Source organism: Lysobacter sp. Root76, from assembly GCF_001428685.1.
GTDB lineage: Bacteria > Pseudomonadota > Gammaproteobacteria > Xanthomonadales > Xanthomonadaceae > Lysobacter.
Window position 1 is genome coordinate 295,689 of the sequence record NZ_LMIK01000004.1, and the last position, 19,971, is coordinate 315,659.

Genomic DNA, 19,971 nt, shown 5'->3' on the forward strand with positions numbered 1-19,971 from the left:
TTGCTGTTGTGTCGTTTGCTCGCCATGGGGCTCTCCTCGGCAGCGTTGCGTGGTGCGTGTGTGATGAGTGGGTCAGGCCGCGGCCAGCGCGGGTGGAACATCGGTGGACTCGTCGCCTTCCTCGCGGATCGCGCGGTCGATGCGCGCGTCCAGGGCCTGCAGCGCGGCCAGCGCGTCGACGACGCCATGACCGCAGCCTTCGACGCCGGCGCTGGCGAACGGGCGCGCGCTCTCGATCAGCACTTCGCGGGTTTCGGCGCTGTCCAGCGGCCAGGCCCGGCGCTGCGAGCGCGAAGCGAGCAGGCCGCAGATCGCGGCGACGAACGGCGAGGCGAAACTGGTGCCGCTGGCGGTCTGGTATCCCTCCAGGCCGCAGGTGAGGATGTCGCGGCCCGGCGCGCAGACCGCGACGTGCTCGCCGCGGGTGCTGAAGCTGGACGGACGGCGCTGGCTGTCGATCGCGCCGACCGCGATCACGCCTTCGTGGGCCGCCGGGTAGTACTTCTCGGTGAGGCCGGAATTGCCGCTGGCCGCGACCAGGATCACGCCGCGCGCCAGGGCGTAGCGCACGATCTCTTCGTGCGGCTTCGGCGCGTCGGCGCCCAGCGCCGACTCGGGCGTGCCGAAGCTCATGTTGATCACTTTCACGCCCAGGTCGATCAGGCGCTTCATGCCCGCGTCGATATTGTCCAGCGCGCCGACGCCGAAACGGCGCTCGTCCGCGCCCACCGCCGCGCCGAGCACGCGCACCGGGGTCAGGCCGCAAGCGCCGGCGCCGCCGGGCGGAATATCGTGGCCGCGCGCGACCAGGATCCCGGCGCAACCGGTACCGTGGCCGACTTCGTCCTGCGGACGCTCGCCGCGACGGCGGTAGTCGCCGACCAGGGTCAGTCCTCCGACCGCGGCCGGATCCAGATCGACGCTGTCGAAGCCGGCGCGCAGCCGCGACGAGAGTTCCGCGTGCTGGATCGCGACGCCGGTATCGGCCAGGCCGATCACGGTGGCCGGATCGCCGGGTTCGTAGGCCAGCGCCTGCGGCAGCCGGATCAGTTCGCGCGCCCAGGCGCGGCGCGTGTCGGCTGCGCCGCCTTCGCCGGGCGCGTCGAAGGGCGCGCGGCATAGATGATCGGCGCCGATGCGCTCGACCGTGGGCAGTTCCGCCAGCGCCTGCAGCAGCGCCGCGGCACCGGCGGGGTCGCGCAGTTCGATGCGCAGCACGCGCGCGACGCCGCTGATCTGTTCGACATCGTCGAAGCGACGCGCGCCCGCGACCGCGCGTTCGCTGCGCGGCGTGCGTGCGCTGTGCAGGCGCGCGACCCGGAACGCGCCGGCGTGATGGCGCAGCAGGCGGTCGATCGCGCCGCCGTCGATGTGCTCGGCGATCGGAGTGCCGTACTGGGTGCAGGCGCGCAGGCCGGGCACGTGCTCGGGCACTTCGCCCAGGCGCAGGGTCACCAGCAGCCGGCCGGGAACCCGCGGCGACCAGGCGGCGTTCATGGCCGGCCTCCGTTCGCGTCTTCGCTCCAGCGACCGAGATGGCCTTCGGTCAGCCGCACGTGCGCGACTTCGCCGCCGCCGAAATCGAGTTCGGCATCGCAACCGAGCTGGCTGGCCAGCGGCGCCAGCACCAGGCGGCCGTCGTCGCTCTCGACCACCGGCACCGCCTCGCCCGCGGCGCGCACCAGCGGCAGGCGCCCGGCGCGCAGGGCCGGCGCGCTCAGGTGCACGCGCTGGGTGGCGCGCGCATCGTGCTCGTCGCCGCGCTCGACCCGGGTCACGCGCGGCGCGGCGGCGCTCATCAGCGCCTGCTGCAGCCGGTTGACCGGCATCCGCGACAGGCGCGAGATCACGTCGGTTCCGGCGCTTTGCTTGAGTTCGTTGAGCTGGGTGATGGTGCGCACGCCGATGCGCTCGAGCCGGCGCTGGTCGTCTTCGCTGATCGAATCGCCGAGCGCCTCGCGCAGATTGAACTTCGGGTCCTCGGCTTTGAAGTCGATCGCGTTCTCTTCGATCATCGGTTTGGTGATCGTGGTCAGGGCGAGCTTGATCGTGCTGGCTTCGGATTCGCCGGGGCCGGCCGGGCGCAGGTAGACGTCGTCGTCGATCATCTGCACGAAGGCGCGCAGGTCCATCGACACTTCCTTGACCGCGAAGGTCAGCGGCATCTTGCCGACGCGGGCCTTGATCGCCATCGCCGCCTGGGCCTTGTCCAACTGCTCGGTCAGGGCCTGGATGAACAGGTCGAAGGGCACGCCGCTGTCGCGCAGCAGGGCCGGCATCTGCGCGCTCATGGCTGGCCTCCGCCGCAACTCCAGCTCACGGTCAGGCGCGACGGCATCGCGTTCCAGGCGTTGACCTCGCGGCTGCGCGGCAGGTCGGCCAGCAGCACGCAGCCGCCGTCGCGCAGGATCGGCCGCAGTTCCAGCGGCAGCGTCATCTCGACGTTGGCCAGCTGCACCTGCACCGGCAGACCGCGCGCTTCTGTCGCGATCAGGCCGTCATGCAGTTCGTCCAGCAGTTGCGAGAGCTCGCGCAGCATCACACGCCTCCCTCCGGTGCCGTTGTCGGTGCCGGCGTGGCAGCGGGTGCCGCAGCCGGCACGGCCGCACGCATCGCCGGCGAGTGCCGCTGCACCAAGGCGATCTTGGCCGCATCGGCCAATCGTTCCAGCGGCAGGGTTTCGCTGACGAAATTGAGCTTGACCTCGCCGAACAGATCGGCGCGGACGTTGGATTCGTTCTGGGCGTTGACCGCGACCGTCGACACCATGGTCGAGCTCTGGCCGCTGTAGCTCATCGCGCCGCGCTCGCCCCAGTTGTTGACCGACTGCGGGTCGGCGCCGACCGCGTAGCCGACCTTGGCCGCATCCTGGGCCGCGGCACGGAACATCACCTTGCTGGTGATGCTGCCGTCGCGCACCACGACCCGGCTCATGCCGAGCATGACCATGGTCGCGAGCAGTTGCTGGCGCTCGCCGCCGACCTTGAGCCGGACCTGCGGAAGCACGCGCTGCTCCAGCACTTCGGTGCTCAGTTCCTCGCCGTCGACGCCGTACTCGCTCAGCCACGCCGGCATCAGGCCCTCGGCGCGCGGCGCCAGCTGCGGCTCGCTGCGTTCGCCGCCGTCGGGCAGCAGCAGCTGCACTTCGCCGGGATAGCGGGTGGCGAGCCAGTCGCGCGCCTGATTGGGGCTGACGTTCTCTTCGGTGAACTGATCCAAGGTCTTGGCCACCGCCGCGACCAGGCTGGAGTAGCTCTCCATCTGCCGGATCGAGGCATCGACGATGGCGTCGAAAGTGCCGTGCACGAGCTGGGCCACGAAGCCCGGGAAGTCGATCTCGTTGACCATCGCACCGGCGCGGCGGGCGATGGTCTCGGTGGCCTGCGGCTTGGGCGCAGCCGCTGGCGTCGCAACTGCGCCGCCTGCGGCCGGCGCATCGGCCAGCGCGCGCGCGGGCGACGGCGCCCCGTTCCTGGGCGGAAAGATCCTGCCGCGAGTGCCGTTGTGCTCGGACACGGTGCGATCCTCAGGCCGTCGTCACCCAGCGGTTCTCGCGCTCGTAGCGGCCGTCGCCGAGCAGGCGCAATTCGATCCGCGCCGCCGGACTGCCCTGTGCGAGCCCACTGAACCGGTAATCGATGCTCAGCTTCAGCGCCGCGACGCTGCCGACATCGGCGGCGTCCTCGATGCGCGCGGTCGCTTCCACGCCGTAGGCCAGATTGGCCGGCAGGCCGGCGACGACGCGGACGTCGCCGACCGAACCCTGCGAGGCGCGGAAATCGACCGTGATCGGCAGCGGCGAGGACTGGCCTTCGATCGCCGGCCATTCGCCGAGCTCGATGCGCACCTCCAAGGCCGCGGCCGAACTCACGCTCGGCGAAAACAGCGCCGGCGACTTCAGGCCTTCGAGCTGGTCCAGGGCCCAGCGGCAGGCGCCGGCGCTGCCGCGCAGCACGTTCATGCGCGTGCCGGCGACGCGGCTGGGCTCGATCGGCTCGCGGGTTTCGCCCGACGCGCTGGCATCGCTGCCGCTGTCCAGCGCCCGCACCGGCGACGGCGGACGCGCCAGCCGCAGACCGCCGCCGTAGCCCAGCGATTGCGCGCTGGGGCTCGGCGCTTCGGGCGGCAGGTACAGCACGCGCCAGTTGCCGTAGTCGGGTTCGGCCATGTTGCCGAAGTCGGCGGCGAAGTCGGCGAACGGCAGCCAGTCTTCGTAGCCGTTGTTGGCCGGATGGAAGTCGATCGGATCGGCGTCGAAAGCGACGCGGGTGTCCCAGGGATTGAGCACCTTGACCTGCACCGAGGCCGGATCCTCGAGGTTGCCGCGGATGCCGGCGATCACCACCGCATGCGGCGCGCCCACGATCACCACCCACAAGGCGCCGCAGTCGCGCAGCCACTGCGCCCATTGGCTGGGCGTGTTGTAGACGCTGGCGTTGGACGGATGCGGGATCACGACGAAGCCGTAGCGGTCGCGCACGGCATTGAGCAGATCCCAGCCGTAGGAACTGGCGAGCGAGCCGCCGACCTGGTTGGCCAGGGTCTCGGGCGTGTACGAAGCGTTGCGTCGCCACGACAGCAGCATCGCCATCGACGCGGCCCAGCAGGCGTCCTTGTTCGGCTGCGGAACCAGCACCACCGGATAGTCGGCGCCGCCGCCGGACAGCGCGCGCACCGGACGCCCGCCGCCGAGCGCGAACGTGGTCGCGCGGCCTTCGATCCAGTCGATCTTGGTCGGGGTGATGAAACAGCCTCGGTTGAGTCCCTGCGCCGCCGGCTGGCCGGTGACGTGGACCGCGCAGACCTGGGCCTTGAGCTGGCCGCTGCTGCGATCCAGATGGTAGACCGGCGAACCGCTGGCGCCATGCAGGGTCAGGATCGGGTACTCGATCACCTCGCCGTTGCTTTGCGAAGCCGCATAGCCGCCGTGCAGGTGCTGCTTGTCGCCGTCGATCGCCGCGGTGAGCTCGGGCACCGCGTCGGACGCGCCGGAGTAACCGCAGACCACGATCGGCAGGCGATCGGACGGGGTCGCGTTGAGGAATTCGAAGTACTGCCCGTTGGGCGCGGCGATCGGCACGTTCTCGATCACCGCCAGATCGTTCTCCCAGTTGCCCGTGCCGGTGTAGCGCGGCGCGATCCGCCACGACGAACTGGGCAGGGTGCATTCGCCGAACGGCTTGACCCCGGCACCGTTCTGGCCCGGCACCACGGTCACGTTGACCTTGTTGTGCAGGTTGTGGGCGCAGGTGAGGATGCGGTTGGGGCCGATGTAGAAGCCGGTACCGCCCCAGCCGTTGCCTGCGCTGTCTGTCATCAGCAACTGGCAGATCGCCGAATGCGGGAACGCGCGGGTGTCTTCGACGCCGACGAACCATTCCTCGCGCGCCAAGCTGAAGGCGTCGTCCTGGCAGGTCAGCGCGCTCATCGGGTTGGAGGGGTCGTAGTACGGGGTGATGATTTCCTGCGCGGTCGCGTAGGCGCGACCGGGCAGGGCGAGCGCGGTCGCGCGCCCACGCCCGCGCAAGCCCTGCGTGGTCGGCGCAGGCGCGGCGGCCGCGGCCGCGGCGCGCACGCAGTCCATGTAGTGGTCCCAGTTCCACAGTCGGCTCGGGCAATCGTGGTTGTCGCGCGGCGACGCTTCCTGGTGGCCGACGATGTGCTCGCGATCGATCGGCAGGCCGTATTGCGCGCACAGCCAGGCGACCAGCGCCGACGACGCCTGGTACTGCTCTTCGGTCGGGTCCAGGCCGCGCTTGTTGGCGACGTGCTCGATGCCGATGCCGTGGGTGTTGGCGCTGCTGGCATGCCAGGCCACGTCGTTGTTGCGCACCATCTGCACGACTTCGCCGTCGCGGCCGATCACGTAGTGGGCGCTGACAGTGATGTGCTCGTTGCGCGAGTTGCGCTGGTCGGGGTTCTGGAACCAGCCGATGGTGCCGCTGATGCGCGAGCCGCCGTCGGTGATGTGGATGACGATGCGGTCGACCGTGCGCTGGGTGCGCATGCTGCGGTAGTTGCCGGTGTAGGCAGGGGCGAAACGGCTGGCGCCCGGGTACTCGGCGGTCGGCGCGTCGAACGCGCGCGCCTGCCGGTACGACTGCTCGGCGGCCACGGTCTCGTCCGGGATCGCCTCGCTGATGCCCTTGTTGTCCTGCTCGTCGTCTTCCAGCGCGAATGCGCGGGTCTGCCCGCGCCTGCTGCCGGGCATGCCCAGGGCGAAGGTGGTGGCGCGGCCTTCGATCCAGTCGATCTTGCTGGGGGTGATGAAGCAGCCGCGATTGAGCCCCTGCGCGGCCGGTTCGCCGCTGACATGGACCGCGCAGATCAGCGCCTTGAGCCCGCCGCCGCGGTCGGACAGTGTGTAGACCGGCGAACCGCTGGCGCCCATCAGCGACAGGATCGGATAGTCGATGGTCTCGGGATTGGGCTGCTCGCGCACGTAACCGCCGTGCAGGTGCTGCTTGTCGCCGTCGATGATCGTGTCCAGCTCCGGCACCGCGCGCGAGGCCGCGGAATAGCCGCAGACCACGATCGGCAGGCGGTCCGAGGGCGTCGCCTGCAGGAACTCGAAGTACTGGCCATTGGGCGCGGCCAGCGGAACGTTATCGATCACCGCCAGGTCGTTGTTCCAGTCGCCGTCGCCCGTATAGCGCGGCGCGATCCGCCAGGACGAGGACTGCACGGTGCATTGCCCATAGGGACGCCCGCTCGCGCCGTTGCGGCCGGGGACGATCTGCACGCTGCTCATGCCGTGCAGGTTATGGGCGCAGGTCAGGATGCGGTTGTGGCCGATGTAGAAGCCGGTGCCCTGGTAGCCGGATCCGTCGGGACCGGTGATCAGCAGCTGGCAGATAGCCGAATGCGGATACAGCGAGGTGTTCGGCACGCCGGCGAACCACTCCTCGCGCGCCAGGCTGAAGGCGTCGGCCTGGCAGCTCAGCGCGGTGGACGGATCGGCGGGGTCGTAGAACGGGGTGATGATCTCCTGCGCGCGCGCATGGACCTTGCCGCCGCCCAATGCCTGCGCACGCGGCGCGGCGCGACTGGCGAGCGAGAACGAGATGCCGAAACCCGCGGCCTCCTGGGCGATCCACTGGCGCTTGGCCGCGGTGATCCGGCAGCCCAGGTTGGTGGTGGCCGAATGCGCGGCCACGTGCACGCCGACCATGTGCGCGCGCGGGAAGGTGCCGCCTTCGATCCAGTACACCGGCGAGCCGCTGGCGCCGCCCAGGGTCTGCAGGTCGTAGTCGAAGGTTTCGTCGGTGGGCAGGCTGCGAATGTAACCGCCGTGCATGTGCTGCTTGTTCGGGTCGATGTTGTCGTTGACCCATTGCTCGATCGCGTCGTTGGCGTACCAGCGCGCGGAATAGCCGCAGACCACCACGCCCTCGGGACGCGACTGGGTCAATTCCTCGACCAGGTCGAAGGTGCGGTCGGCCGGCACCGCGTTGGCGGCCGGCACGCGGATCACCGCCATGTCGAAGTCGCTGTTGCCGGCGCTGTAGGACGGATGCTTGCGGCAGTCGGCCGCGGCGACGCGGAAGCGGCCGAAGGGTTCGGTGGCCGTGCTCACGCCGACACCGTTCTTGCCCGGCACGATGATCAGTTCGCTCTGTCCGTCGACCACATGCGCGGCGGTCAGCAGCAGGCAGGGGCCGATGAAGAACGCGCTGCCGTGCAGCGCCCCTTCTTCGCTGCCGTCGGGCCTGCGCACCTGGCAGATCGCCGAGTGCGGCGGCACGGCGGTGTCGGTCACGCCGAGGAACCACATCGCGCTGCTCAGGAAGAACCCGATCTGGCTGGTCAGGGCGTCGAACCAGTTGCTCGGCTGATAGTACGAGGACACCAGCAGCGAACGCGGATTCGGCGTCGGGGTGCGGTGCGTGGGAGCGTCGTAGCGCTGGCTGTAGCGTGCATAGGACTGCGCGGTCGCGGGCGCGGCATCGCCCGGCGCGGCGGCGATCGGGGCGCTCCCGTCGATCGGTGCGGCGCCGTTGCCGTTGCTGGCCGGCGCGGGCGCGGGGGACGCCGCGGGCGCGGGGCCCTGCTGCCACAGATCGTCGGAGTAGCCGTCGCTGTACGGCGCCGGTTCCACCGGCGCGGCCGCGTGCGCGCCGCCGTTGCCGTTGCTGCGGCCGTTGCCGTTGGTCTTGATCGTCGCGGCCGTGTCGAGCGCGTCGCCGCCCCAGGCCAGGCCGCCGTTGGCGGCGACACCGTAACTCGACACCGCGTCCAGGCGCGCCGTGCGCCGCAGGCCGCGTTCGGTCAGGCCGCTGAGGTTGACGTACATGTTGCCGGCGTCGGGAATCTTCACCGATACCGGGCGGCTGCGATCGCCCTCGTTGTAGGTCGCCAAGCCGAAATACAGGCGCGGCTGGCCGACGAAGCGCGCGACCACGCTCGGCGGCACCAGGTAGACCGCGTCGCCGCGGCGCGCGCCGCTGCCCAGCACGCGGCTGGAGTAGAAGTTGCTGGCCGTGCGCCGGGCGCGATTCTCGGCCTTGAGCAGGTCCGGGTCGGTGGCCAGGCCGATCTCGAACAGCGGGTTTTCGCTGCGGACCGTGAAGCCCAGCACGCTGAAGCGATCGTCGATCGATTCGCGGTTGGCTCGGATGAGTGCCATGACTGACTCCTAGCGACGCTTGCGTTCACTGATGGAAGAAGCCGCGACATCGCGACGTTCGATCGCCGGCGCGCGAGCATCCAGCGCCAGTTCGATCGGCGTTCCGCCGACGTCGTTGATGACCGAAGAAATTCGTTCCCAGAACCGTTGTTGGGCGTCGATGCCGATGCCTTCCAGGTGCGGCTTCATGAACTCGACCACCGATTCGAGATGGCGGAAGAACGCGCGCTGGCCGGACTGGACGTGCTCGACCGAACCGCGCCATTCGGCGACGGCGGCCTCGGCTTCGCCGCGCTCGCACCAGACGCGAACGATGAAGACGGCGGTACGGTCCTCGAGCAGTGCCATTGCGACGGTGCCCCTGCGGAAACGCTTGCGGCCGAGGCTGCACCGGCGCCGTCACCGCGGCATCACCGGTGGATCACGGGTGAATCACGCGATCGTCGGGGCGTGTGATGTGGCGGTGATGCGGGTGAGAGGGCATGGGGCCGCCGCCGGCTTCGGTAGTAGGCGCAGTGATGAGCGCCGCGAAGAGGGGCGAATGCGGCTGCGTGATCCGATAGCTGCGCGGCCGATGGGATGGCGATCGCGACTTACGTCGCTCCCACACGGAGCAGGGCAGATATCGCGTAGTCGACCGGGTCACAGTCCGGGCTGCGTCGCTCCCACTGTAGGAGCGACGTAAGTCGCGATCGGTACAGGCAGGTCTTCAACCAGTCCTCAACGGGCGCCCTTGCGGCCAAGCTCCCGCCCTCTCATCGCTCCAGAAACTGCAGACTCAACTGCAGCTGCGCATCCGCCGTGGCCAGACTGCGCCGCGCCGCATCGATCAATCCATAAGCGCGCATGCCCTCGTCGGCAATCATCGCCGCATATGCGGGCGCCGGCGCCGGCACCATCGGCTGGACCGCGTAGCCTACGGCGCCCTGCGCCGGCCACGGCGGCGACGCCGCCTCGCTGCCGATCGCGCTCTGGGCGATGCTCTGGTACAGGGCCATGGTCTCGCGCATCGGTTGGATCGCAAGCTCGCGCCGCAGCAGTTCGCGGCAATGCTCGAACTGGCGCAGAGCCTGCGCGCGCTGGCCGCTGAGCACGAGCAGCTGCATCAGATCGCGGTGCACATCCTCGCGCAGCGCATCGCTGTCCAGAATCGCCTGCGCATGCACGATGCCCTCGGCATAGTCGCGCCGGATCGTCGCCAGCTGCACCAGCCGCCCTAGCGCGTTCAGATAGTTGCGGCGGTGCTTCTCGCGTTCGCGCAGGGCCCAGTCGTCGGTAACGTCGAGCAGGATATCGGAGGTGTACATCGCCACGCCGCGGCGCAGGCCGTCGATGTCGGCGTCGCTGAGGCGTTCGGGCGCGCGGCTCAGGCCGGGCGTGACCAGGCGCTCGAACTCGTCCACGTCCAGCCACACCGCCGCCGGCCCGTTCAGCCCAATCGCGCCGCGCCGGTCGCAGACGATCAGGTCACCGTGCTTCAGCGGCGGTTTCTCGACCAAACGCCGCAGACGCCAAAGGGCGGTGTTGAACGAACCGGCGGTGGACGAGGACGAACGCTCGGGCCACAGGCTGGCGAGCAGTTCGGAACGGCTGAAGTAGCGGCCGCGGCCCAGGGCCAGGTAGGCGAGCAGACTCGCGCAGCGGCCGGCGATGGCGACGGCTTCGGAGGGCGCGCCGCCGCTGGCGATCGACAGCGATCCGAACAGGCAGATCCTGAACATCCCGATGCTCCGTGCTGGGCCGGCGCGACGCGCGCGGCGAGGATGGATCCGGACCGTCCCCCGTGCCCGACACCGTGGCGGCGGTATCGACGGCAACGCCGCGGAGCCAGGTCCGCGGCGCCCGACCTGTTTCGCATATCCGCCCACCGGCTGAGAAGTGCGCGCGCCGGCTGTCCTGGGACAGCCGCACTAGCCGTTAGCTGTAGCCGTAAGCCGTGATGGCCTGCCCACCGCCAGGAAAGCGATACCGGACAAGATTGGGCAAGAATCGCTTGCCGGTAAGCCGCGGCGGGCCAGGGACCGGGCGGCGCGACCAGGATGTCGACCGAAGGAGTGCTGCGTGAGTGCGTTGTCGCTGAGGATCCGCAAAGCCAGAGCGCTGGCTGCGTTGTCGCAAGCCGAACTCGCCCGCCGCATCGGCGTCAAGCGCAGCGCGGTCACCCAATGGGAGCACCCCGCCGGCACCACGCCCAGCGTCGAGCACCTGATCCAGATCGCCCAGGAAACCGTGCTGAGCTTCGAATGGCTGGCGACCGGGCGCGGCCCGAGCCGCTGCGAAGGCGCCGAACTGGCGCCGGCGGTGCTCGTCGACGACTACGCGCGCGACGAACACGAGAGCGAGGCGCTGTCGCATTTCCGCCGGCTGTCGGGCAGCCGGCGGCGGATGGCGCTGGAGATTCTGCAGATCCTCGGCCGCTAGCGTTCAGAACGCCGGCAGCACGGCGCCGCGGTACTTGGTCTGGATGAACACCTTGACCACCGGGCTGGTCAGCGCGGCGGCGAGCTTCTGCACCCGCGGATCGTTGATGTTGTCCGGGCGCGCGACCAGGAAATTGACGTAGGGCGAATTGCGGTCTTCGATGGTCAGCGCATCGCGGGTCGGATCCAGGCCGGCGTCGAGCGCGTAGTTGGTGTTGATCATGGCCAGGTCGACCTGGTCGAGCACGCGCGGCAGCATCGCCGAATCGAGTTCGCGGAAGGCCAGCTTCTTCGGGTTGTCGACGATGTCGCGCAGGGTCGCCAGCGGATCGGCGGGATCGCGCAGTTTGATCACCCCGGCCTTGTGCAACAGGATCAGGGCGCGGCTGTTGTTGCTGGGATCGTTCGGGATGGCGACGTCGGCGCCGGCCGGCAGCGCGTCCAGCGATTTGTAGCGGCGCGAGTAGGCGCCGAAGGGTTCGATGTGCACCCCGACCACCGTGGTCAGCTGGGTGCCGCGGGTACGGTTGTAAGCGTCCAGGTAGGGCTCGGTCTGGAAGTAGTTCACATCGAGCAGCTTCTGCGCGACCTGGTCGTTGGGCTGCACGTAGTCGTTGAACACGCGCACTTCCAGCTTCACGCCCTGCTTGGCCAGGATCGGCTTGACCACCTCGAGGATCTCCGCATGCGGCACTGCGGTCGCGGCCACGGTCAGCGTGTCGGCGGGCGCCTGATTGCCGGCGCAGCCGGCGAGCGCGGCCAACGCGAACGAGTACAGGGCGAGTTTCTTCATCGAGGGGATTCCGGAGGGGGATTGGGTGCCGCGGCTTCAGCGGCGACTGAAGCGTGCGACCAGGCGGTCGCCGACGCTTTGCAGCGCCTGGACCAGAATCAACAGCAAGATCACCGTGACCAAGGCGACATCGCCGTGCGAGCGCAGGTAGCCGTCGCGATAGGCCAGATCGCCCAGGCCGCCGGAACCGATCGCGCCGCCCATGGCGGTGTAGCCGATCAGGGCGATGGTGGTGACGGTGGCGCCGGCGATCAGGCCCGGCAAGGCTTCGGGCAGCAGCACGCGCAGCACGATCTGGCGGGTGTTCGCGCCCATCGCCAGGCTGGCCTCGATCACGCCGCGCTCGACCTCGCGCAGTGCGGTCTCGACCAGGCGCGCGTAGAACGGCGCGGCGCCGACCACCAGCGGCAGGATCGCGCCTCGCACCCCCAGCGACGTGCCCATCGCCGCCAGCGTCAGCGGAATCATCGCGATCATCAAGATGATGAAAGGTACCGAGCGCAGCAGATTGACCAGCAACGACAGCGCGCCGTAGAGCTTGGGCCGCGCGTGCAATTGGCGCGGCGCAGTGAGGAACAGCAGCACGCCGAGCGGCAGGCCGATCAGCAAGGTCAGCGGCAAGGCGCCGGCGAGCATCAGCAAGGTGTCGCCGCCGGCCTGGGCGATCTCGGCCCACTTGGCCGCGTCCAGGTGCGGGAACCACGCCCCGACGACCGCCCAGTTCATCGGCGCAGTTCCTCGACGTGCACGCCGGCGCGCGCGAACGCGGCCATGGCCAGTTCGGCGTCGCCGCCGACCAGCGACACGGTGAGCTGACCGTAGGGCGTGTCCTTGATCCGGTCGATACGGCCGGCCAGGATGTTGTAATCGACGCCGGACTCGCGCGCGACGCGGCCCAGCAACGGCTCGTAGGTTTTCTCGCCGAGGAAGGTCAGGCGCAGGACGCGGCCGGGCACCTGCGCCAAGTCGCGGTGCAGCTCGCCTTCGTCGACGTGCTCGGCCTCGGCGACGAAACGGCGCGTGGTCGGATGGCGCGGATGCAGGAAGACCTCGCTGACAGGACCGCTCTCGACCAGCGCGCCGGCGTCGAGCACGGCGACGCGGTCGCAGACGCGGCGGATCACTTCCATCTCGTGGGTGATCAGGACGATGGTCAGGCCGAGTTCGCGGTTGATGCCCGACAGCAGTTGCAGCACCGATGCGGTGGTCTGCGGGTCCAGCGCGCTGGTGGCTTCGTCGCAGAGCAGGATCTTGGGCCCGGTGGCGAGCGCGCGCGCGATGCCGACGCGCTGCTTCTGGCCGCCCGACAGCTGCGCCGGATACTTGTGCGCCTGTTCGCTCAGGCCAACCCGCGCCAACAGTTCATCGACGCGCTTGGCGACGTCCGCGCTGGAGGCGCCGGCGAGTTCGAGCGGGAACGCGATGTTGGCTGCGACCGTCTTCGACGACAGCAGGTTGAAGTGCTGGAAAATCATGCCGACGCGCCGGCGCAAACCGCGCAGACCATCGGCGTCCAGTGCGCCCACGTCCTCGCCGTCGACCTGGATACGGCCGCCGCTGGCCCTTTCGAGCCGGTTGATCAAGCGCAGCAGCGTGGACTTGCCGGCGCCGGAATGGCCGATGATGCCGAACACTTCGCCGGCCTCGATGCGCAGGTCGAGCGGAAGCAGCGCGGGCGTGTCCCTGCCAGCGATCCGGTACGACTTGCTGGCCTGCTGGAATTCGATCACGGAAGCTGGGGTTGAGGACGCCGGGCTCAAGCGTACCGCGTGGCGACGGTCGCCGTCGCGCACGCCGACGCATGAGCGCAGAACGATTCGTCAGTAGCGGCCGGCGCCGCCTTGTTCGCGCAGCGGTACGCGGGCGATCAAGCGCCCGCGGCCTGCGACGGTTCCAGCCCGGCGATCTGGCGCAGGGCGCGCTCGAACAGTTCCACCGGCTGGCCGCCCTGGATCAGATGGCGGTCGTTGATGATCACCGACGGTACCGCGCTGATGCCCTGGCTCTGATAGTGGCGTTCCTGCGCGCGCACTTCGTCGGCGTATTCCTGCGAGGCCAGTACCTGGCGCGCACGCGTCGCGTCCAGGCCGACCGCAGCGGCGACCTCGGCCAGGGTCTCGTGCGCGGACACGTCGCGGCCCTCGGTGAAGTAAGCGCGCAGCAGGGCATGCTTGAGCGCGCGTTCGTAGTCGCCGCCCTCGAGCGCGGCCCAATGCAGCAGGCGGTGGGCATCGAAGGTGTTGTAGATGCGGTTGCGCAGGTTGAACTCGAAGCCCAGCGCGGCGCCGCGCTGACGCAAGGCTTCGCGGTTCTGCGCGAGCTGCGCCGGGGTCGAGCCGTACTTCTCGATCAGGTGCTCGTCGATGTCCTGGCCTTGCGGGTCCATCTGCGGGTTGAGTTCGAACGGCTGGAAGTGCAGTTCGACCGCGACCTCGTCGCCCACGCGCGCGATCGCCTGCTCCAGCGACTTCAGCCCGACCGCGCACCAGGGGCAGGAAACGTCGGAAACGAAATCGATCTTGATCGGCTGGGACATGGGGGCACCGTGGGGATGCGGCCGGAACGCGGCCTCGATCGGTCCAAGATGCGGCGCAACATCCTGCCGATCAACCGCGCGAGGCGGTCATGGGTGGGCCGCTGCGTTCCAGCGGTGGTCCGCTGGCGCCGTTCAATCCAGCGCCAGGCCCAGGATGCGGTCGTCGTAGTCGCGGCCGCCGACCTTGAAGCGGCGGGTGCCCAGGGCGCGGAAACCGCAGCGCTCGTAGAAGCCGATCGCCGCGGCATTGCCCTCGTACACGCCCAGCAGCAGGCGTTTCGCGCCGGCGCTGCGCGCGTGCGCGACGGCAGCGGCGAGCAGGCGCTTGCCCCAGCCGCCGCCGTGGAAACGGCTCAGCAGATAGATGCGCTTGAGTTCGAGATCGCCGGGATCGATATCGGCCAAGGGCAACTGCGCCGGTGCGACCACCGCGTAGCCCACCGGCGCTTCGCCGGGCGCGGCCTCGGCCAGCCACAGCGCGCTGGCGGGATCGTCGAGCCAGGCGCGGTACACCGCCGCGGCATGCGCGTTCGCGCAGTGCTGGACGATGTCGGCGCCGCCGAGGATGCCGGCGAAGGTTTCCAGGAACGTGGCCTGGCCCACCAGCGCCAGCGCGGCTTCGTCGCCGGCGACGCAGTTGCGGAGTCGGAGGTCGTGGCTCATGCGGGGATGCGCAGACGCATCGCCGCTCCCTCCGTCGCGGGAGAGAGCGGCGACGTGGCCTTACTTGCGTTCGCCAGCGGTGGCGTCGCGCGCGGCGCGGAACTCCGAATCCTGGCTCCAGTTCGGCCAGCGCTTGGAGTTGGCCAGGCCGTTGCCCAGCGTGTACAGCAGTTCCAGATCGCGGGCCATGCCGGTGAAGGTCCAGCTGGCTTCCCACTGGTCGGCCGGCTGGTGGTAGCGGTCGGCGGTGTAGGCCTGCTGCGCGGCCTCGCCGGCAGCGCGGCCGCCCTCGACCTTGTCGTCGCCGGAACCGAACGAGATCGCCGGCACGCCGCGCTTGGCGAACGGGAAGTGATCGGAGCGGAAGAAGTGGCCGGCCTCGGGCTTGGCATCGGTGACGTAGCTGAGGTTCCAGCGCTGGCCGAGCGCGATCAGCTCGTCCAGCAATTCCTGCTTGGCGCTGCCGGAGGTGGTGAAGTCGCGCGAAGGGCCGGTCGGGTCGAGCGCGTCGGTGTTGATCACCGCCACGGTCTTGGCCAGCGGGTACAGCGGCTTGGACGAGTAGTACTCCGAACCCAGCAGGCCCTTTTCCTCGGCGGTCACCGCCAGGAACACCACCGAACGCTGCGGCTTGGGACCATGGGCGAAAGCGCGGCCCATCTCGATCAGCGCAGCGGTGCCGGTCGCATTGTCGACCGCGCCGTTATAGATCTTGTCGCCCTTGGCATCCGGCGCGCCCACGCCCAGGTGGTCCCAGTGCGCGCTGTAGATGACGGTCTCGTCCGGGCGCTGGGCGCCGTCGACGCGGCCAACGATGTTCTGCGAGGTGATGACTTCGCTCTTGACCGCGTAGTTCGCCGACAAGCTCGCGCCCTTGAGTTCGACCGGCTTGAAGTCGCGCGTCTGCGCCTGGCGCTTGAGCGCTTCGAAATCCAGGCCGGAACGCTTGAACAGGTCGACGGCGAAATCGCGCTGGATCCAGCCTTCCATGGTCGGGTGGGTCGCGCCCGGACGGTCGCGGACCACGTCGAACATGGTGTTGGTGTTGGAATTCTTGACCGTGGCCCAGCCGTAGGAGGCCGGATCGGTCTCGTGCACGATCAGCAGGCCGAGCGCGCCCTGGCGCGCGGCTTCTTCGTACTTGTAGGTCCAGCGGCCGTAGTAGGTCATGGCCTTGCCGCCGAAGTCGCCCTGCCCGCTCTCGAAGTCGGGGTCGTTGATCAGCACGACCGCGATCTTGCCCTTGAGGTCGACGCCCTTGAAGTCGTCCCAGTTGCGCTCCGGCGCCTTGATGCCGTAACCGGCGAACACCAGCGGCGCGTTCGCGATCGACACCGACTTGGAACCGTCGAGCGCGGCGCGCACGGCGATCTCGCCGCCCTGGGTCAATGCCTGCGACTTGCCGTCCACCGCCACCGACAGGGTCGGCACGCCTTCGATCTGCGAACGCGTCAGCGGCACCGCCTGGGTCCAGGCGCGCTTGCCGTCTTTGAGGTCGCCGCCCGGTTTCAGGCCCGCGGCCTTCATCTGCGCGACCACGTAGTCGACGGTCTTGGTCTCGCCGGCGGTGGCCGGACCGCGACCTTCGAACTCGTCCGAGGACAAGGTCTTGACCTCGTCGGACAAACGCTGGGGATCGAACTTCGGGGCTTCGGCCGCCAGGGCCGCGGACACCGACAGGGACAGCAAGGACGCAACCAGCAGTTTCATGGACGGGACGCCTGTGACCAAAGTGCGGCCGATACTAGTTGAGCGCGGATCGGCCGGTCCAGCGGCGGAAGTCAGGGTTGCAGGCCCCGGCTTTGCACTTTGTGTCGTTTCGGTGGCCGGCGCCTGGAACTGTGCGTTGTCCTGGCGCGGCTGCCGCGCATTCATCTTGTCGGGCACACTGTCGCCTCCGACGCTGCGGCCACGACCGCAGCGTCGCCCCTCCCCCTGTAGCGCCCGCCGACCGCCGCGTGAGCCCCGCCGCTCGCCGCAGCACCGCATTTCACAGACGCCGCACCGTCGCGGCCGGCCCGCGCACCCCGATGGCTGCACCGCAATGAACCCCGCTGCCCGCAACACGACCTCCCATCCCACCGCCCGGTGCGCGCGATGAGCGCGACCGCCTACGTCGCCCCGGCTCAGCGCTCGCGTTCGCTGTGGCAGGGCCGCGGCCTGATCCTGGCCGGCATCGTGCTGTCCGCGTTCACCCTGCGCACCGCGGTGACTTCGCTGACGCCGCTGCTGGACAGCCTCGGCCGCGACTTCGGCTTCGGTCCGACCATGACCGGCGTGTTCGGCATGGTGCCGACCGCGGCGTTCGCGGCATTCGGCGTACTCACGCCGGCGATCGCGCACCGCCTCGGTCTGGAACGCGCGGCACTGTCGGCGATGGCGCTGGCCGCGCTGGGCCTGCTCGCCCGCGCATTCGCCGGCGACACCTGGCAGTTGCTGGTCGCCTCGGCGGTGGCGCTGTCGGGCATGGGCATCGGCAACGTGGTGCTGCCGCCGCTGGTGAAGCGCTATTTCGCCGATCGCGTCGGCGCGGTGAGTTCGCTCTACATCACCGTGCTGCAGTTGGGCACGATCCTGCCGGCGCTGGCGGCGGTGCCGCTGGCGCAGGCCGCGGGCTGGCGCACATCGCTGGGGTCGTGGTCGCTGGTCGCGGTGGCCGCGGCATTGCCGTGGATCGCGACGCTGTGGATGGAACGCTACGGCCGCTCGGCGCAAGCGCGCGCGCTGAGCGAGGCGCACGACCACGCCGTCACCGGCGCGGACGAAGCGCCGGAATTGAGCGCACCCGCGCCGCGCGGCCGGCCCTGGCGCTCGTCGGTGGCCTGGGGCATGGCGCTGATGTTCGGCATGACCTCGCTGATCACCTATTCGATGTTCACTTGGCTGCCCAAGCTGCTGGTCGAAGCCGGCGGCAGTCCGGCGCTGGGCGGCAGCATGGTCGCGCTGTTCTCGACCCTGGGCCTGATCGCGGCGCTGGCGCTGCCGGCGCTGGCGGTGCGCATCGCCAATCCGTTCCCGGTGGTGCTGGCCTGTGTGGTCATGTACCTGGGCGGCTTCGCCGGGCTGCTGTGGGCGCCGATGTCGCTGACCCTGCTCTGGGTGGCGATGCTGGGCCTGGGCCCGAGCACCTTCCCCTTGTCGCTGACCTTGATCAACCTGCGCACGCGCACCCAGGCCGGTTCGGCCGCGCTCTCGGGTTTCATGCAGGGGCTGGGTTACAGCATCAGCTGCATCGGACCGCTGCTGTTCGGCTGGCTGCACGAGCGCAGTCACGGCTGGCTGCTGCCGTTCGGTTTCCTGACCCTGTGCCTGGTGGTGCTGACGATCGGCGGTTATCTCGCCTGCCGGCCGCGCATGCTCGAGGACAGCTGGTAAACGCAACGGGGAAACGCGTCCGGCGACGCGACGCTTCGCAAAAACACGACGGGATCGCGCCGCGATGCGGCGCGATCCGGGTCGGCCTTAGTCCTTGTCGGCGCCGATCACGCGCCCGGTCTTGGGATCGATCTTGAGTTCGACGTCGCGGCCGGCCGGATCGTCGGCCTCGGCGTTCCAGATGCCGTCCTCGTAATCGACGTCGTGCACATTGGTGTAACCGGCCACGGCCAGGTGCGCGCGCACGTCGGCTTCGCTGAGGTTGGCGACCTGCTCGTCCGGAAACACGCGGCCGGTCTTGGGATCCAGGCGCACGTCCACGCGGTTGCCTTCGGCGCTGCGCGCGTCGGCCTTCCAGACGCCGTCGCGGAACTTGATGTCGTTGACGTGGGTATAGCCCTGGTCGGTCAGCGTGGCGCGCACCTGTGCTTCGGTCAGTGCATCCTGCGCCTGCACGGCGCCGGATACGGCCAGCGCGAACGCGAACGCAGCGCCGCTCAGTACGGTGACTCGCTTCATGACAACCTCCTGTGGGGACGGTGTCCGAGTCTTGTCACACGCACGCCAACCGACGGTGAACATCGCCCATTCAGTCGCGCTGCTTCACGACGCATGCACGCGACGCTAACGAAGGCATCGCGCGAACGTGAATTCGATCGCGACAGCGCGGTATCGCGAGCGCCTATTTTTCGACCGGATATACCGAGGCGATCGGGCAGCTGATCCGCGACAGCGCGCCGCCGCTGCGCGCGATGCCTTCGCCGGCGCGCATTTCCGGCACCACCGCGACCACGTCGCCGGGATTGCCGCAGACGGCGCTGATACCCATGCCCGAACGCAGTTCGATGGTGGTGGCATCGAACAATTCCGGGCAGCTGTGCGCGAGTTCGACCCGGTAGTAGCGATGGCCACCGGAGCGCTGCGGCGAGACTTCCACCACCAGGCCCTTGCCGTCCTCGTTCCAGCCGCGCATGTAACGCGGGTTGAGGCAGTACGACACCGAGCCGCCGAAGCCACGGCGCTTTTCGGCGCGCACCTCGACCGTGTCCAGCGTGGCGACATCGCCGTGGCGGCGGTGACTGGCCAGCGCCAGCGCGGCGTAGTCCTTGGCATCGATCTCGGCGACCGCGGCCACCGGGCACAGACGCTGCCCGCTGCGCACGTACTCGTTGCCGGTGCCGCAGACCCAGCCCTCGCGCGCGAGCACGCTGGCCTGCGCATCCGCGCCCGCGGCCGGGCACTCCTCTTTCAGATCGACGCGAAAACGGCGGCCGTCGTTCTGCAGTACCGCCAGGGTGCGCTCCGACGCCTGCCGCACTTCGCCCATCGCGCGCGCGTCCAGGCAATGCGCCGCGGGCGCGGGTGCGCGCGTGGACGCGGCCGCCGCGGTGACGGCACAGATTGCGGTGGCGAGGAAAACAGCGGCAGGCAGGCGCATCGCGATTCCGTGTCGTGAGCCGGCGCGCTCCGCCGGCTTCCGGATTAGACGCGAATTGCGGCGACCGGCGCCAGCGCGCGCGTCGCCCGCCTTTCGGACAGACGCGCCGGACGGTGCCGG

Annotated in this window: 16 protein-coding genes and 1 pseudogene; 2 read left to right on the top strand and 15 right to left on the bottom strand. The window is 69.6% G+C overall.

Translation table 11 applies throughout. The annotated features are described in order from the left end of the window. Nucleotides 1-72: 72 nt before the first annotated feature. The 7 genes from ASE10_RS06455 to ASE10_RS06485 all read right to left on the bottom strand — a co-directional run bounded on the left by ASE10_RS06455 (nt 73) and on the right by ASE10_RS06485 (nt 10,347). The gene (locus ASE10_RS06455) at nt 73-1,497 is read right to left on the bottom strand and encodes a S8 family serine peptidase (protein ID WP_055904619.1); all 1,425 of its coding nucleotides are present in this window, start codon (nt 1,495-1,497) and stop codon (nt 73-75) included. Continuing rightward, nucleotides 1,494-2,291, bottom strand: coding sequence for a hypothetical protein (locus tag ASE10_RS06460; protein ID WP_055904623.1), 798 nt, complete (start codon nt 2,289-2,291; stop codon nt 1,494-1,496). Before ASE10_RS06460 ends, ASE10_RS06455 begins: the two co-directional genes overlap by 4 nt. Beyond that, nucleotides 2,288-2,539 carry a hypothetical protein gene (locus ASE10_RS06465; RefSeq protein WP_055904626.1) on the bottom strand — a complete coding sequence of 84 codons (252 nt, stop codon included), beginning with the start codon at nt 2,537-2,539 and terminating at the stop codon, nt 2,288-2,290. The genes ASE10_RS06460 and ASE10_RS06465 overlap by 4 nt, the downstream gene beginning before the upstream one ends. Further along, nucleotides 2,539-3,516 carry a hypothetical protein gene (locus ASE10_RS06470; protein ID WP_055904629.1) on the bottom strand — a complete coding sequence of 326 codons (978 nt, stop codon included), beginning with the start codon at nt 3,514-3,516 and terminating at the stop codon, nt 2,539-2,541. Before ASE10_RS06470 ends, ASE10_RS06465 begins: the two co-directional genes overlap by 1 nt. Before the next feature lie 10 nt (nt 3,517-3,526). Next, nucleotides 3,527-8,626, bottom strand: coding sequence for an N-acetylmuramoyl-L-alanine amidase (locus ASE10_RS06475; RefSeq protein WP_055904632.1), 5,100 nt, complete (start codon nt 8,624-8,626; stop codon nt 3,527-3,529). A gap of 9 nt (nt 8,627-8,635) precedes the next feature. Further along, nucleotides 8,636-8,974: a hypothetical protein gene (locus ASE10_RS06480; RefSeq protein WP_055904635.1), complete on the bottom strand. Its 339-nt coding sequence runs from the start codon at nt 8,972-8,974 to the stop codon at nt 8,636-8,638. 407 nt (nt 8,975-9,381) lie between these two features. Continuing rightward, entirely contained in the window at nt 9,382-10,347 is a 966-nt protein-coding gene (locus ASE10_RS06485; RefSeq protein WP_055904638.1) for a BTAD domain-containing putative transcriptional regulator, read from the bottom strand. Between the two features lie 340 nt (nt 10,348-10,687). On the opposite strand from ASE10_RS06485, the gene ASE10_RS06490 reads away from it, so the two are divergent. Then, the gene (locus ASE10_RS06490; protein ID WP_055904642.1) at nt 10,688-11,047 is read left to right on the top strand and encodes a helix-turn-helix transcriptional regulator; all 360 of its coding nucleotides are present in this window, start codon (nt 10,688-10,690) and stop codon (nt 11,045-11,047) included. A gap of 3 nt (nt 11,048-11,050) precedes the next feature. Here the strand turns inward: ASE10_RS06490 and ASE10_RS06495 are convergent. From ASE10_RS06495 to ASE10_RS06520, 6 genes and pseudogenes are all read right to left on the bottom strand, one after another. Beyond that, nucleotides 11,051-11,767, bottom strand: a pseudogene (locus ASE10_RS06495) (MetQ/NlpA family ABC transporter substrate-binding protein); the annotation flags it as partial. A 108-nt stretch (nt 11,768-11,875) separates the two neighbouring features. Next, nucleotides 11,876-12,565 carry a methionine ABC transporter permease gene (locus ASE10_RS06500; protein WP_055904648.1) on the bottom strand — a complete coding sequence of 230 codons (690 nt, stop codon included), beginning with the start codon at nt 12,563-12,565 and terminating at the stop codon, nt 11,876-11,878. Further along, on the bottom strand, nt 12,562-13,569 hold the full coding sequence (locus ASE10_RS06505; protein WP_055904650.1) for a methionine ABC transporter ATP-binding protein: 1,008 nt from the start codon (nt 13,567-13,569) through the stop codon (nt 12,562-12,564). The genes ASE10_RS06500 and ASE10_RS06505 overlap by 4 nt, the downstream gene beginning before the upstream one ends. 137 nt (nt 13,570-13,706) lie before the next feature. Next, nucleotides 13,707-14,375 (bottom strand): DsbA family oxidoreductase, encoded by a 669-nt coding sequence (locus ASE10_RS06510; RefSeq protein WP_055904653.1) that lies wholly within the window; start codon nt 14,373-14,375, stop codon nt 13,707-13,709. A gap of 132 nt (nt 14,376-14,507) precedes the next feature. Then, complete coding sequence (locus tag ASE10_RS06515; RefSeq protein ID WP_055904656.1) at nt 14,508-15,038, bottom strand: GNAT family N-acetyltransferase; 531 nt, start codon at nt 15,036-15,038, stop codon at nt 14,508-14,510. A 60-nt stretch (nt 15,039-15,098) separates the two neighbouring features. Then, a complete protein-coding gene (locus ASE10_RS06520) occupies nt 15,099-16,748 on the bottom strand; it encodes a M28 family metallopeptidase (RefSeq protein ID WP_055904659.1) in 1,650 nt (549 codons plus the stop codon). Nucleotides 16,749-17,135: 387 nt separating this feature from the next. On the opposite strand from ASE10_RS06520, the gene ASE10_RS06525 reads away from it, so the two are divergent. Next, nucleotides 17,136-18,413, top strand: coding sequence for an MFS transporter (locus ASE10_RS06525; RefSeq protein WP_055904662.1), 1,278 nt, complete (start codon nt 17,136-17,138; stop codon nt 18,411-18,413). A gap of 87 nt (nt 18,414-18,500) precedes the next feature. On the opposite strand, the gene ASE10_RS06530 is transcribed toward ASE10_RS06525, so the two are convergent. Both ASE10_RS06530 and ASE10_RS06535 read right to left on the bottom strand, forming a co-directional pair. Further along, nucleotides 18,501-18,932, bottom strand: coding sequence for a PepSY domain-containing protein (locus ASE10_RS06530; RefSeq protein WP_056305992.1), 432 nt, complete (start codon nt 18,930-18,932; stop codon nt 18,501-18,503). 163 nt (nt 18,933-19,095) lie between these two features. Continuing rightward, nucleotides 19,096-19,851, bottom strand: a complete 756-nt coding sequence (locus ASE10_RS06535) for a hypothetical protein (RefSeq protein ID WP_056305995.1) — start codon at nt 19,849-19,851, stop codon at nt 19,096-19,098. Nucleotides 19,852-19,971: the final 120 nt, after the last annotated feature.